At 67.2% G+C, this 13,425-nt stretch carries 12 protein-coding genes; 7 read left to right on the top strand and 5 right to left on the bottom strand.

Going from position 1 to position 13,425, the window contains the following annotated elements; translation table 11 throughout:
- Positions 1-4: 4 nt before the first annotated feature.
- The 3 genes from phnY to ACWH49_RS24590 are packed head-to-tail and all read right to left on the bottom strand — an operon-like array spanning position 5 to position 3,389.
- Positions 5-1,423, bottom strand: coding sequence for a phosphonoacetaldehyde dehydrogenase (gene phnY / locus ACWH49_RS24600; RefSeq protein WP_448174395.1), 1,419 nt, complete (start codon positions 1,421-1,423; stop codon positions 5-7).
- Between the two features lie 29 nt (positions 1,424-1,452).
- Positions 1,453-2,673 carry a phosphonoacetate hydrolase gene (phnA, locus tag ACWH49_RS24595; RefSeq protein WP_448173826.1) on the bottom strand — a complete coding sequence of 407 codons (1,221 nt, stop codon included), beginning with the start codon at positions 2,671-2,673 and terminating at the stop codon, positions 1,453-1,455.
- A complete protein-coding gene (locus ACWH49_RS24590; protein WP_448173825.1) occupies positions 2,670-3,389 on the bottom strand; it encodes a phosphonate utilization associated transcriptional regulator in 720 nt (239 codons plus the stop codon). The genes phnA and ACWH49_RS24590 overlap by 4 nt, the downstream gene beginning before the upstream one ends.
- Positions 3,390-3,568: 179 nt before the next feature.
- Here ACWH49_RS24590 and ACWH49_RS24585 point away from each other — a divergent pair, with 179 nt between their 5' ends.
- Genes ACWH49_RS24585 through ACWH49_RS24570 form a run of 4 tightly spaced genes read left to right on the top strand, consistent with a single transcriptional unit; the run spans position 3,569 to position 8,549 of the window.
- Positions 3,569-4,606, top strand: coding sequence for a putative 2-aminoethylphosphonate ABC transporter substrate-binding protein (locus ACWH49_RS24585; RefSeq protein ID WP_448173824.1), 1,038 nt, complete (start codon positions 3,569-3,571; stop codon positions 4,604-4,606).
- 8 nt (positions 4,607-4,614) lie between these two features.
- Positions 4,615-5,673 carry a putative 2-aminoethylphosphonate ABC transporter ATP-binding protein gene (locus ACWH49_RS24580; RefSeq protein WP_448173823.1) on the top strand — a complete coding sequence of 353 codons (1,059 nt, stop codon included), beginning with the start codon at positions 4,615-4,617 and terminating at the stop codon, positions 5,671-5,673.
- Between the two features lie 28 nt (positions 5,674-5,701).
- Complete coding sequence (locus tag ACWH49_RS24575) at positions 5,702-7,423, top strand: putative 2-aminoethylphosphonate ABC transporter permease subunit (RefSeq protein WP_448173822.1); 1,722 nt, start codon at positions 5,702-5,704, stop codon at positions 7,421-7,423.
- A gap of 22 nt (positions 7,424-7,445) precedes the next feature.
- On the top strand, positions 7,446-8,549 hold the full coding sequence (locus ACWH49_RS24570) for a 2-aminoethylphosphonate--pyruvate transaminase (protein WP_448173821.1): 1,104 nt from the start codon (positions 7,446-7,448) through the stop codon (positions 8,547-8,549).
- A 9-nt stretch (positions 8,550-8,558) separates the two neighbouring features.
- Here the strand turns inward: ACWH49_RS24570 and ACWH49_RS24565 are convergent, their stop codons facing one another.
- Together ACWH49_RS24565 and ACWH49_RS24560 are read right to left on the bottom strand one after the other, a co-directional pair.
- On the bottom strand, positions 8,559-8,984 hold the full coding sequence (locus ACWH49_RS24565; RefSeq protein ID WP_448173820.1) for a PIN domain-containing protein: 426 nt from the start codon (positions 8,982-8,984) through the stop codon (positions 8,559-8,561).
- Positions 8,974-9,192, bottom strand: a complete 219-nt coding sequence (locus tag ACWH49_RS24560) for a hypothetical protein (protein ID WP_448173819.1) — start codon at positions 9,190-9,192, stop codon at positions 8,974-8,976. Before ACWH49_RS24560 ends, ACWH49_RS24565 begins: the two co-directional genes overlap by 11 nt.
- Before the next feature lie 82 nt (positions 9,193-9,274).
- Here ACWH49_RS24560 and ACWH49_RS24555 point away from each other — a divergent pair, with 82 nt between their 5' ends.
- From ACWH49_RS24555 to ACWH49_RS24545, 3 genes are read left to right on the top strand one after another with little or no spacing between them, the layout of a single operon-like run.
- On the top strand, positions 9,275-10,663 hold the full coding sequence (locus ACWH49_RS24555; RefSeq protein ID WP_448173818.1) for a glutamine synthetase family protein: 1,389 nt from the start codon (positions 9,275-9,277) through the stop codon (positions 10,661-10,663).
- A 2-nt stretch (positions 10,664-10,665) separates the two neighbouring features.
- Positions 10,666-12,258, top strand: coding sequence for an ABC transporter substrate-binding protein (locus ACWH49_RS24550; RefSeq protein WP_448173817.1), 1,593 nt, complete (start codon positions 10,666-10,668; stop codon positions 12,256-12,258).
- A gap of 26 nt (positions 12,259-12,284) precedes the next feature.
- Positions 12,285-13,424: an iron-containing alcohol dehydrogenase gene (locus ACWH49_RS24545; protein ID WP_448173816.1), complete on the top strand. Its 1,140-nt coding sequence runs from the start codon at positions 12,285-12,287 to the stop codon at positions 13,422-13,424.
- The last annotated feature ends 1 nt before the right edge of the window (position 13,425 follow it).

The raw sequence follows: 13,425 nt of genomic DNA, 5'->3' as shown, positions 1-13,425 counted from the left end.
GGGGTCAGACCCAGGGCAGGGAATAGGTCTTGGTGTTGGTGAAGCTCTTGATCGCTTCCTGCACGCCTTCCTTGTACCCGAGGCCCGAGTCCTTGATGCCGCCGAACGGCGTCAATTCGAGTCGGTAGCCAGGCACCTCACGGACGTTGACCGTGCCGACCTGCAGTTCGGAGACGAAGCGCGAGATGTAGTCGAGCCTGTTGGTGCAGACGGCCGATGACAGGCCGTAGGCCGTGCCGTTGGAAATCCTGATCGCCTCGTCGATGGTCGCGAACGTGATGATCGGAGAGACCGGGCCGAAGGTCTCCTGCAGCGCGACGGTCATCTCGGGCCGCACGCGGTCGAGGACGGTCGGCGCATACAGCGCACCCTGGCGCTTGTTGCCGACCAGCAGCCGGGCGCCCTGCGAAACCGCTTCGTCGACACGCGACTCGAACAGGCGCGCCGCCTCTTCGTCGATCACCGTGCCCATCTCGACCTTCGCATCGCTCGGGTCCCCGAAGCTCCAGGCCTTCGTCTTCTCGACCACGAAGTCGGTGAAACGCCCGACCACCGCTTCGTGCACCAGCATGCGCTTGACCGCGGTGCAGCGCTGGCCGGAGTTCTTGTACGAGCCCTGCACCGCGAGCGTCGAGGCTTCGTCGAGATCGGCGTCTTCCATCACGATGATCGGATCGTTGCCGCCGAGCTCGAGCACCATGCGCTTGTAGCCGGCCTTGGCGGCGATGTACTTGCCGATCGCGACGCCACCGGTGAAGGTGACCAGATCGACCAGCGGGTTCGTGATCAGCTCGTCGGCGATCTCGCGCGGGTCGCCGGTCACGACCGAGAGCATCTCCGGCGGCAGCCCCGCCTCGTAGAGCAGGTCGGCGAAGAGCAGGGCGGACAACGGCACCTTCTCGGAGGGCTTCAGCACCATCCGGTTGTTGGTCGCGATCGACGGCACCACCTTGTGCGCGACCTGGTTCATCGGGTGGTTGAACGGCGTGATCGCGGTGATGACGCCGAGCAGCGGGTCGCGCTGGGTGTAGACGCGGCGCTTCTTGCCGTGCGGAGTCAGGTCGCACGAGAAGATCTGGCCGTCGTCCTTCAGGCACTCGTTCGCGCCGAAGACCAGCACGTCGGCGACGCGGCCGGCTTCGTAGGTCGCGTCCTTCATGCACAGGCCGGACTCGGCGCTGATCAACGCGGCGACCTGCGCGGTGCGTTCGCGCACCAGCACGGCGGTCTTGTTCAGGATATTCGCGCGCTCGAAACGGGTGAGCTTCGGCTTGTAGGCGTGGGCGATCGCGAAGGTGTTCTGCACTTCCGCCAGCGTCGCCTTCGGCACGCTGCCGATGCAGGCGTTGGTGTACGGGTTGAGGACCTCGATGCAGCGGTCGCCGGTGCGGTCCATGCCGACCTTCTCGCCGGCGATCCGCATGCCCCAGTTCTGGGTGGTGTCGGTCATGGTCATTGCGCGTGGTTGAGTGCGAGATCGAAGGCGTCGAAGTTGCGCCAGCGGTGATTCATGTCCAGTCCGTCGATCTTGCGGTTCAGGATGAGAGGAATGCGTTGCTCGGATACGCCGCCGTGCGAGCGCAGCGGTGCGTCGAGCGCACTGAGGTCGTGGCGCGCCGCCGCGGTGCCGATGACGGTGGAGCGTTCGGAGACGACGACGATGTCGCCGATGCGATCGGCCGGCAGTTCGAAGCGCTCGGCCGCCTCGGCCCGGGTCAGCACCGATTCCATGCCGCGCTGCGCGGCCAGGCGCTTCACCAGCGGCGCTTGATCGACGCCTGCGGGGAGGTACACCGTCGCGAAGGAGCCGAGCGCACCGTGGTGAACCACGTACGGGTCGGTGATCGGCAGGATCACGCGCGCCTTCGAGGCGCCGAGCCAGCCATCGAGCACGTCCTGCAGGTAGATCACGTCCGGCTGCGCGTCCATCGCGGTCTTCGCGTTCATGCCGTGGTCCGCGGTCAGCGCGATCACGCAGCCGAGCGCGTCGAGCTCGCCGAGGTACGAATCCATCATCGCGTAGAACGCGTCCGCGCCGTCGGTGCCGGGCGCGTGCTTGTGCTGTACGTAGTCGGTGGTCGAGAGGTACATCACGTCCGGCCGCTTCGCCTGCTGCATCAGCTTCACGCCCGCGGCGAACACGAACTCCGACAGGTCCGCGCTGTACACCGACGGCACCGGCTTGCCAACCAGCCCGAGCACGTCCGCGATGCCGTTCTCGGCCAGCGAGACCTCGTCGGCTTTCTCCGCCGAGAAGCAGATGCCGGTCATCTGGTGGCCGAGCAGCTTGCGCAGCTTGTCCTTCGCGGTGACGACCGCCACCGACGCGCCGGCCTCGGCCAGCGTGGCCAGCAGCGTCGGCGCGCGCAGCCACTTCGGGTCGTTCATCATGACCTCGGTGTCGGTCGCGACGTCGTACAGGTAGTTGCCGCAGATGCCGTGCACCGAGGGCGGGGCACCGGTCACGATCGACAGGTTGTTCGGGTTCGTGAAGCTCGGGATCACGCAATCGGCGATCAGCGCGGTGCCTTCGTCGAGCACGCGCTTCAACCACGGCATGCGGCCGTGCGCGACTGCCTGGGCCAGGTATTCGGGCTCGCAGCCGTCGACACAGACGACGACGGTCGGAAGCTTCGGCGTGGCGTAGTTTCGGTTGTTGACGTTGAGGATCATGTGGGGGCTTTCTCCAGCGCGCGCGCATGCTGCTGCTGGCGCAGGTTGTTCTTGATCGTGCGTTCCTTGCTTTCGATCACGTGGTCGAACATCGCGCGACCGGCCGCTTCGGCATCGCCCGAGGCAATCGCCTTGACGATCTGCCGGTGCTCACTGGCGGAGATCGGCATCAACCAGCCGTCGGCCAGGTTCAGGCGGCGGAACAGGCTCAGCTCCTTGATCAGCTTGCGATAGATCGCGGTCAGCTTGCTGTTGCCCGCCAGTTCGACCAGGCGGTCGTGGAATTTCAGGTTCAGCAGGTGGTAGTGGTACGCGTCCTTGGCCTTGACCGCCTGCTCCATCTGGTCGACCAGGCCGCGAACTTCCTTCAGCTGCACCGGGCTGATGTTCTCGGCGAGGCGGCGGCCGACCAGTTCGTCCATCGCGGCGCGCAGGTCGAAGATTTCGACCGCTTCGTGGATCGGGATGTCGCGCACGAAGACGCCGCGGTTCTTTTCGGTGCGCACCAGACCGGCTTCCTCGAGCATGCGGAACGCCTCGCGCAGCGGCCCGCGCGAGACGCCCAGGCGCGCGGCCAGGGCCATCTCGGTCAGCTTGGCGCCGGGGGCCAGTTCGCCGGACAGGATCATTCGCTCGAGCTCGCCTTGCACGACGCTCGTGAGGGAACTCGTTTGCAGCAGCGTGATGGTCGGATGGGGCACGACGGTAGTGCTCATGGGTGACGAGTAGATGACAGTGACTGTTTATTGTCAACAATTTTCAGGAAACAGTTGACGACGGTTTGAGTGCCCCCCTAGACTGCCCTGCCAGCATCGTGGGGTCGTCCCTCTCGACGGGCACGCGGCTTGCAAACCGGTTCGTTTCATCCACGCTTCCTCTTCGTCAGGAGTTCCGCATGAATCTGGGTTCCATCAAGCCGGTGCTCGCTGCGCTGGCGCTGCTCGCCGGCACCGGCGCGTTCGCGCAGAAGACGCAACTCACGGTCTACACCGCGCTCGAAACCGATCAGTTGAAAGCCTACGAGGCCGGGTTCACCAAGGTGAACCCCGACATCGAGATCAAGTGGGTGCGCGACTCGACCGGCGTGATCACCGCGAAGCTGCTGGCCGAGAAGGCCAATCCGCAGGCCGACGTCGTGATGGGCGTGGCGGCGTCGAGCCTGGCGCTGCTGGACACGAACAAGATGCTGATCCCGTACGCGCCGCTGAATCTCGACGCGATCATGAGCCAGTACCGCGACAAGAAGAGCCCGCCGGCCTGGTTCGGCATGGACGTGTGGGGCGCGACCGTCTGCTTCAACACCGTCGAGGCGCAGAAGAAGGGCCTCCCCAAGCCCGAGACCTGGAAGGACATGACCAAGCCGATCTACAAGGGCCAGATCGTGATGCCGAACCCGGCCTCGTCGGGCACCGGCTTCTTCGACGTGTCCGCCTGGCTCACGCTCTGGGGAGACGACAACGGCAAGGGCGGCGGCTGGAAGTTCATGGACGCGTTGCACGAGAACATCGCGCAGTACACCCATTCGGGCTCCAAGCCCTGCAACATGGCGGCCACCGGCGAGTACGTGATGGGCATCTCGTTCGAGTACCGCGGCAACACCAACAAGGCCAAGGGCGCGCCGATCGACCTGGTGTTCCCGAAGGAAGGCCTCGGCTGGGACCTGGAGGCGTTCGCGATCCACGCCGGCACCAAGAAGCTCGACGCCGCGAAGAAGCTCGCCGACTGGGCCTCGAGCAAGGACGCGATGAAGCTGTATGGCAAGAACTTCGCGATCACCGCGGTCCCGGGCGTGGCCGAACCACTGAAGAACGTGCCGGCCGACTACGAGAAGCGCCTGGTGAAGATGGACTTCGCGACCACCGCGTCGAACCGCGAACGGGTGTTGGCCGAGTGGAACAAGCGCTACGACGCGAAGTCCGAGCCGAAGAAGTAAGCGGCTCGATGAGCGAGTACCTGCGCCTGGAGGGCATCCGGAAGAACTTCGGTTCGTTCCAGGCGCTGCGTGACGTCGACCTCGCGATCGCGAAGGGCGAGTTCGTCTGCTTCCTCGGTCCCTCGGGCTGCGGCAAGACGACGCTGCTGCGAATCATCGCGGGGCTCGAGACGCAGACGGCCGGCCGCATCGTCCAGGCGGGCCGGGACATCTCGGTGCTGCCGCCGGCGCAGCGCGACTACGGCATCGTCTTCCAGTCGTACGCGCTGTTCCCGAACCTGACGGTGGCCGACAACGTCGCCTATGGCCTGGTCAACCGCAAGCAGCCGCGGGCCGAGATCGCGAAGCGGGTCGAGGAACTGCTCAAGCTCGTCGGCCTGCCCGGCAGCGGGCCGAAGTATCCGGCGCAGCTGTCGGGCGGCCAGCAGCAGCGGATCGCGCTCGCACGCGCGCTCGCCACCAAGCCGGGGCTGCTGCTGCTCGACGAGCCGCTGTCCGCGCTCGATGCGCTGGAGCGGGTGCGGCTGCGCCAGGAGATCCGGGCGCTGCAGAACCAGCTCGGCGTGACCACCATCATGGTCACGCACGACCAGGAGGAGGCGCTGTCGGTGGCCGACCGGATCGTCGTGATGAATCACGGCGTGATCGAGCAGGTCGGCACGCCGATGCAGGTCTACCGCGACCCGGCCACGCCCTTCGTCGCCGATTTCGTCGGCAAGATCAACGTGCTGCCGGGCCGTTTGCACCCGGGTCGGGCACTGCAGATTGGCGCGAGCCGGTTCGAGTGCACGCTCGATGCGGATGCGGCGCGCGACGTCAAGGTCTATCTTCGGCCCGAGGACGTGCTGGCGCGGCCGATCGCGGCCGGCGACGCCAACGTGTTCGAGGCGTCGATCGAGAAGATCGAGTTTCTCGGCTCGTACTGCCATGTCAGCGTGCGCGCCGCCGAGATCGGGCCGCAGCCGTTGACGGTCTACCTGTCGCTGAACTACCTCGCCGAGCAGGGCCTCGAGGTCGGCAGCCGGCTGCCGCTGCGGGTGATGCCGGAGCGCATGCGCTTCTTCTGAAGCCCCGCCGCGCCGAGCTGCCGCCTTCATGTCCACCGTCGCCTTGCCGTCGCCGCCCAGCACCGCCGCGCTGCGCCAGCGCGCGCACTGGACCGACCGCATCGCGCACGCGCTGCTGTTCGCGATCGTGCTGGCGCTGGTGGTGTTCCTGGCGTTGCCGCTGGCGAGCATCCTGGTCAAGTCGCTGCTGGACCCGCAGGGCGCCTTTGTCGGCCTCGTCAATTTCACCAGCTACCTGGCGACACCGTCGCTGCTGACCTCGCTGTGGAACAGCGTGTGGGTCTCGCTGCTCGTCACCGCGATCACGGTGCCGCTGGCCTTCACGTTTGCGTATGCGCTGACGCGCAGCTGCATCCCGCTGAAAGGCACGCTGCGGACGATCGCGCTGGTGCCGCTGCTGGCGCCTTCGCTGCTGTCGGCGCTGTCGCTGATCTACTGGTTCGGCAACCAGGGCCTGGTGCGCGGCTTCATCCAGGCGTTCGGGTTCAACGAGATCTACGGCGCGCCGGGTGTCGTCGCGGCCGAGTGCTTCGCGGCGTTCCCGCACGCGCTGATGATCCTGGTCACGGCGCTGTCGCTGGCCGACGCGCGGCTGTACGAAGCGGCCGACGCGCTGGGCACCGGCACGCGGCGCAAGTTCTTCACGATCACGCTGCCGGGCGCGAAGTACGGGCTGATCTCGGCGGCGCTGGTCAGCTTCACGCTTGTGATGACCGACTTCGGCATCCCGAAGGTGATCGGCGGCAACTTCAACATGCTCGCCACCGACGTGTTCAAGCTGGTGATCGGCCAGCAGGATTTCCAGCGCGGCGCGGTCGTCGGCCTGCTGCTGCTGACGCCGGCAGTGCTCACCTTCGTCGTCGACTGGACCATCAGCCGCAAGCAGACCGCGATGCTGTCGGCCCGCGCCGTGCCATACCGGCCGAAGCCGGCGCGCGGCTTCGACGTCGCGATGCTGGTCTTCGCCCTGCTGATCGCCGCGTTGATGCTCGCGATGCTCGGCATGGCGGTGTTCGCGTCGTTCGCGAGCTTCTGGCCCTACAACCTCGCGCCGACGCTGACCCACTACACGATGGGGCTGGTCGATGCCGAGGTCGGCGACGCCTTCGTCAACAGCCTGAAGCTCGCGGCCGGCACGGCGTTCTTCGGCACGATCCTGGTGTTCGTCGGCGCCTACATGCTCGAGAAGACGCGCGGCATGGACGCGCTGCGCCCGGTCGTGCGGTTGCTCGCGATGCTGCCGATGGCGGTGCCCGGGCTGGTGCTAGGCCTGGGCTACATCTTCTTCTTCAACCTGCCGGGCAATCCGTTGAACGGCCTGTACCAGACGCTGCCGTTGCTGGTGCTGTGCACGATCGTCCACTTCTACACGACGGGCCACCTGACGGCCGTGACGGCGTTGAAGGCGCTGGACACCGAGTTCGAATCCGTGTCGGCGTCGCTGAAGGTGCCGTTCTTCAAGACCTTCTGGCGCGTCACGTTGCCGATCTGCACGCCGACGCTGCTCGACATCGCACGCTACTTCTTCATCAACGCGATGACGACGATCTCGGCGGTGGTGTTCCTCTATTCGCCGAGCACCAAGGTCGCGTCGATCGCGATCCTCAACCTCGACGAGGCCGGCGAGGCCGGTGCCGCCGCCGCCTGCGCGGTGCTGATCACCGCCGGCTCGACGCTGGTGACCCTGCTGTTCATCGCGCTCGGCTGGTGGGTCAACCGCCGGACCCAGGCCTGGCGCGGCGGGCGCTGACAACAAGGAAGGAGAAGACACCGTGGACCGTGATGCCATCCTGCTGACCCCCGGCCCCCTGACCACCACGCTGCGCACCAAGCTCGCGATGCTGCGCGACTGGGGTTCGTGGGACGCCGATTTCGTCGCGATGACCGCCGAGCTGCGCCGCCGGTTGATCGCGATCATCGACGGCGCCGATTCGCACGTCGTCGTACCCTTGCAGGGCAGCGGCACGTTCTCGGTCGAAGCCGCGGTCGCGACGCTGGTGCCGCGCGATGGCCACCTGCTGGTGCTGGACAACGGCGCGTACTGCAAGCGACTCGGCAAGGTCGCGACACTGATGGGCCGGCGCACCACGATCATGGCGCACCCCGAGGACGAAGCCGTCTCGGCGGACGCGCTCGATGCGAAGCTGCGCGCCGATCCCAGCATCACCCATGTCGGCTTCATCCATTGCGAGACCGGCACCGGCGTACTGAACCCGCTGCAGGCCGTGAGCGACGTGTGCCTGCGCCACGGCAAGGGGCTGATCATCGATGCGATGAGTTCGTTCGCGGCGCTGCCGATCGACGCGCGGAAGGTCAGGTTCGATGCGCTCGTCGCCGCCAGCGGCAAGTGCCTGGAGGGCGTGCCGGGCATGGGCTTCGTCTTCATCCGCCAGGCCGCCCTCGCGGCGTGCGAGAACAACTCGCACTCGCTGGCGATGGACCTGTTCGACCAGCACGCCTACATGGAGAAGACCGGCCAGTGGCGCTTCACGCCGCCCACGCACGTGGTCGCGGCGCTGGGCGAGGCGCTGAAGCAATTCGACGAGGAGGGCGGCCAGCCGGCCCGTTTGGGGCGCTACACCGACAACTGCGCCACGCTGATCGAAGGCATGAAGGGCCTCGGGTTCAAGCCCTTCCTCGCGCCGGCGCTGCAGGCGCCGATCATCGTGACCTTCCACGCGCCGGCGGTGCCCGGCTACGATTTCAAGGCCTTCTACGCCGAGGCCAAGCGCCGCGGCTTCATCCTCTACCCGGGCAAGCTGACGGAAGTGGAGACTTTCCGCGTCGGCTGCATCGGCGCGATCGGCCGCAACGAGATGCACCAGGCGGTGAATGCCGTGGCCGACGCGATGCGCGCGCTGGGTTGGGCGCGCTGAATGCGCGCGTCAGCTGCGGAACGGGTTCTCGATGCGCAGCGTGCCGATGCGCTGGCCATGCTGCAGGTCTTCGCTCAGCAGGTGCTTGCAGCCCGCTTCGAGCGCTGCGGCGACGATCAGCGAGTCGTAGAAGCTGAACTTCCAGCGTTGCTGCAGGTCGAGCGCGCGTCGGTACAGCTCGATGCTGGACGCCACGCGATCCAGGGGTGCCAACACCGTGTCGACGTAGAGCCGCGCCGCCGCCGCGTCCAGCGTGATCTCGGCCTTGCGCAACACCGTGTTCAGGCACTCCTGGATCACCTGGAAGCTGATGCAGGCGTTGTCCGTCGCGAGCGCCTCGCCGACGATTCGGTCGGCGATCGCGTGCTTGCGCGGGTCGCGGGTATCGAGTTGGTAAATGAAGACGTTGGTGTCGATGAACCGGTCAACGCTCATTCATCTCGTCCCGCGTCAGCTTGCGGCCCACGACCAGCTTGCCGCGCAGGTCGGCCATCACGGATTCATACTGCTGCAGGCGCTGCTTGCGGGCGTAGCTGGCCAGCCAGAGGCGGAACTGCTCGTTCAACGTGGTTCCCTCGCTCGACGCACGCTCGCGCGCCGCGGCGATCAGATCGTCGTCGGCAGTCAAGGTGATGTTCTTCATCGGGCGCCTCGTGTAAAAATATTCGTGTACACGAGTGCAGTGTAGTCGAATTCGTGTATTTGGTCGACCGCAGGGGTGGAACATGGCGAACAAGCGAACAGACAGATCTGCCGAGCATCCCGCGCTGAGGGCGGTGCGCGAATCCGGCACCGGCAAGGTCAAGGTCGCGGTCAGCGATATCGACGGCATCCTGCGCGGCAAGTACCTGCACATCGACAAATTCCTCGGCGCCGCGCAGCCGCACCCGAACGGCGGTTTCGGCTTCTGCGACGTGGTGTTCGGCTGGGATGCCAACGATCACTGTTACGACAACGCCACGCTCACGGGCTGGCAGCACGGTTTCCCGGATGCGCTGGCGCGGCTCGATCTCGACACCTTCCGCAACGTGCCGTGGGACGACGGCGTGCCGTTCTTCCTCGGCGATTTCGTCACCCCGGCCGGCGATCCGTCGCCGATCTGCCCGCGCCAGACGCTCAAGCGCGTGCTCAAGCGCGCCGAGAAGCTCGGCGTGTTGCCGATGGCGGGCATGGAGTTCGAGTGGTTCAACTTCGCCGAGACGCCGCAGAGCTGGGCGGCCAAGCAGGGCGTCGGCCCGGAGCCGATCACGCCGGGCATGTTCGGCTATTCGCTGCTGCGCATGAACCACAAGCGCGAGTTCTTCAAGGCGCTGATGGACGAGATGCCGCTGTTCGGCGTGCCGATCGAGGGGTTGCACACCGAGACCGGCCCGGGCGTCTACGAGGTCGCGATCGCGTTCGGCGAGGCGCTGGAGCAGGCCGACCGCGCGATCCTGTTCAAGACCGGCGCCAAGGAAATCGGCGCGCGCTTCGGCGTGATGCCCAGCTTCATGGCGAAGTGGAACCAGCAACTGCCGGGCTGCTCGGGGCACATCCACCAGAGCCTGTCGGACGGCAAGGCCAACCTGTTCTTCGATGCGAAGTCGCCGCGAAAGATGAGCAAGCTGTTCGAGAGCTACCTCGCGGGGCAGTGCGGCTTCCTGATGGAGATGGCGCCGATGTTCTGGCCGACCATCAACAGCTACAAGCGCCTGGTCGACGGCTTCTGGGCGCCGGTCAAGCCGACCTGGGGCATGGACAACCGCACCGCGAGTTTCCGCGTGATCGCCGGCAGCCCGAAGGCGACGCGCCTGGAGACCCGCTGCCCCGGCGCCGACGTGAACCCGTACCTCGCGATGGCCGCGGTGATCGCGGCCGGGCTGCACGGCGTCGAGCAGGGCCTGAAGCTGACCCAGCCGCCGATCACCGGCACCAACCAGGGCGCAGACGACATTCCGCGCGCGCCGCGCACGCTGATCGAGACCACGCGGGTGTTCAGGCAGTCCGACGTCGCGCGCGACTGGTTCGGCGACGACTTCGTCGACCACTTCGCCGCCACCCGCGAGTGGGAGTGGCGCCAGTGGCTGGACGGCGTGACCGACTGGGAACTGAAGCGCTACTTCGAGATCATCTGACGATGCCGCGCCTGTTCAGCCGCGTTCGCCATCTGTTCGCCGTGGCGCTGATCGCCGCGGCGCCACTCGCCGGCGCGGTGACGCTGCGCATCGCCAGCGCGTTCGACCCGCAGACGATGGACCCGCACGCCGTCGCGCTGCTGTACCACACAAGGGTCTACACCCAGGTCTACGAATCGCTGGTGAACCGCGATGCGCAGTTCCGGCCCGAGCCGTCGCTGGCCTTGTCGTGGCAGGCCACCGGCCCCACCACCTGGCGCTTCAAGCTGCGCCCCGGAGTGCTGTTCCACGACGGAACGCCGTTCACCGCCGACGACGTGGTGTTCTCGATCGAGCGCGCGCTCGGGTCGACCTCGCAGCGCTCGTTCCAGCTCAAGGGCGTGAAGGCGGCGCGCCAGGTCGACCCGCTGACGGTCGACCTGCTACTCGAAGCGCCGGACGCGGTGCTGCCCGAGAAGCTGCAAGGCCTGGCGATCATGAGCCGCGCCTGGAGCGTCGCGAACAAGGTCGAGAAGGCGCAGGACTTCAACGGCAAGCAGGAGACCTTCGCGGTGCGCAACGCCAACGGCACGGGCCCGTACCGGCTGGAGCGCTTCGAGCCCGACGTGCGCACCGTGCTGCAGCGCAACCCGCGCTGGTGGGGCTGGGGCGACAAGCGCTCGGGCAACGTCGACGAGGTGACGCTGGTCGCGATCCGCTCCGACGCGACGCGTCTGGCCGCGCTCGTCTCGGGCGAGATCGACCTCGTGCTCGACCCGCCGTACCAGGACATCGAGCGCCTGAAGCGCGAGGGCGCGATCAAGCTGATGCAGACCGTCGACCTCGGCCAGCAGTACCTCACGTTCGACCAGGCGCGCGACGAACTCGAGGGCAGCGACGCCCGGATCGCCGGCCAGCCGCGTAACCCGTTCAAGGACCTGCGCGTGCGCCGCGCGGTCTACCACGCGCTCGATGTCGACCTGATCGCGCAGAAGGTGCTGCGCGGACAGGGCGTGCCGACCGGCGCGTTCCTGTCGCCGAAGGTCGATGGATCGCCGGCCGAACTGGACAAGCGCCTGCCATACGACCCGGTGCGCGCGAAGGCACTGCTCTCCGAGGCGGGCTACCCGAACGGTTTCTCGGTCACGCTCGACTGCGTGAACGTCCCGTGGCGCGAGGCGGTGTGCCAGGCGATGACGGTGATGCTGACCAAGGTCGGCATACGCGCCAACCTGCGCACCTCGGCGACGAACCAGTTCTTCCCGAAGCTCACCGGTGCGACGGCGAGCTTCATGGAGTTCGGCTGGACACCGAACCCGGACGCGTGGGCGTCGCTGAACGCACTGTTCCGCACCTGGGACAAGTCGGGCGGCGGCACCTTCAACGCCGGCCGCTACAGCAACCCGAAGCTCGACGTGCTGATCGACGGCATGCGCGTCGAGCCCGACCTGACCCGCCGGCGCGCGATGGTCGGCGTCGCGCTGCGGATGGTCCATGACGACCTGCCGTTCATCCCGCTCTACCGCCGCTCGCTCAACTGGGCGATGAACAAGAAGGTCACCGTCGTACAGTGGCCGACCGACTACACCGAGCTGCGTTGGGCGCGGGTTCAATAATCGACGCCCTGACCTGAGAGAGCGCCATGAGCATCACGAAGTTTTCGTTCCCGACCACCATCCACTTCGGCGCCGGCGCGCGCGCCCTCGCGGGGCCGCATCTTCGTGAGCAGGGCCTGAAACGCCCGCTGATCGTCACCGACAAGGGTCTGGCCGCGCTGCCGCTGATCGCCGAGCTGAAGGCGGGTCTCGAAGCAGCCGGGCTGACTGTCGCGGTCTATGGCGGGGTGTTCGGCAACCCGACCGGCAGCCAGGTCATGAGCGGTGCCGCCGCGTACCGGGCGCACGAGGCCGACTGCGTGGTCGGCGTCGGCGGCGGCGCGGCGCTCGACGTGGCCAAGGTCGTCGGGCTGCTCGCCACGCACCCGGGCGACGTGATGGAGTACGTGTGGGACCACCCGCAGGTGCGTGCGATCGACGTCGCCGCGCTGCCGTATTTCATCGCGCTGCCGACCACCTCGGGCACCGGCAGCGAGGTCGGCCGCAGCAGCGTGATCAGCGAGGAAGCTTCGCACGTCAAGCGCGTGATCTTCTCGCCGGCGATCCTCGCCAAGCTCGTGTTCGCCGACCCCGAGCTGACGCTCGGCCTGCCGCCCGCGGTGACCGCGGCGACCGGCATGGACGCGCTGACCCACAACATCGAGAGCTATCTGTCGCCGGCCTACCACCCGCTGTGCGACGGCATCGCGCTCGAAGGCACGCGCATCGGCGCACGCGCGTTGCTGACGGCGGTGCGCGAGCCCGGCAACCTGCAGGCGCGGGCCGACATGATGATGAGTTCGATGATGGGCGCGATCGCGTTCCAGAAGGACCTGGGCGCGGTGCACTCGTGCGCACACGCGCTCGGCACGGTCTGCGACCTGCACCACGGCCTGGCCAACGCGCTGATGATCGAGCCGGTGATGAGCTTCAACCTGGAGACCGTGCCGCACAAGTTCGCCGAACTGGCGCACGTGGTCGGCGTGTCGTCGGCCAGCGGATTCGTGCCGTGGCTGGCGCACCTGAAGCACCAGATCGGCATCGCGCCCGGGTTGGCGGCGGTCGGAGTCAAGCGCGGGCAGTTCGGCCGGCTGGTGGAGATCGCCACGGCCGATGGCTGCCACGCGACCAATCCACGCGCGTGCACCGCGGCGGACTTCGAGCGCTTCTTCACGGAGGCGTTCTGAG

Source organism: Rhizobacter fulvus, assembly GCF_964020785.1.
This window is presented reverse-complemented; position numbering and strand designations above follow the sequence as displayed.

What these genes read in the sequence shown, in the direction of transcription:
- phnY (WP_448174395.1), bottom strand. Translation starts at nt 1,423, where the DNA reads ATGCGGATCGCCGGCGAGAAGGTCGGCATGGACCGCACCGGCGACCGC.
- phnA (WP_448173826.1), bottom strand. Translation starts at nt 2,673, where the DNA reads ATGATCCTCAACGTCAACAACCGAAACTACGCCACGCCGAAGCTTCCG.
- ACWH49_RS24590 (WP_448173825.1), bottom strand. Translation starts at nt 3,389, where the DNA reads ATGAGCACTACCGTCGTGCCCCATCCGACCATCACGCTGCTGCAAACG.
- ACWH49_RS24585 (WP_448173824.1), top strand. Translation starts at nt 3,569, where the DNA reads ATGAATCTGGGTTCCATCAAGCCGGTGCTCGCTGCGCTGGCGCTGCTC.
- ACWH49_RS24580 (WP_448173823.1), top strand. Translation starts at nt 4,615, where the DNA reads ATGAGCGAGTACCTGCGCCTGGAGGGCATCCGGAAGAACTTCGGTTCG.
- ACWH49_RS24575 (WP_448173822.1), top strand. Translation starts at nt 5,702, where the DNA reads ATGTCCACCGTCGCCTTGCCGTCGCCGCCCAGCACCGCCGCGCTGCGC.
- ACWH49_RS24565 (WP_448173820.1), bottom strand. Translation starts at nt 8,984, where the DNA reads ATGAGCGTTGACCGGTTCATCGACACCAACGTCTTCATTTACCAACTC.
- ACWH49_RS24560 (WP_448173819.1), bottom strand. Translation starts at nt 9,192, where the DNA reads ATGAAGAACATCACCTTGACTGCCGACGACGATCTGATCGCCGCGGCG.
- ACWH49_RS24555 (WP_448173818.1), top strand. Translation starts at nt 9,275, where the DNA reads ATGGCGAACAAGCGAACAGACAGATCTGCCGAGCATCCCGCGCTGAGG.
- ACWH49_RS24550 (WP_448173817.1), top strand. Translation starts at nt 10,666, where the DNA reads ATGCCGCGCCTGTTCAGCCGCGTTCGCCATCTGTTCGCCGTGGCGCTG.
- ACWH49_RS24545 (WP_448173816.1), top strand. Translation starts at nt 12,285, where the DNA reads ATGAGCATCACGAAGTTTTCGTTCCCGACCACCATCCACTTCGGCGCC.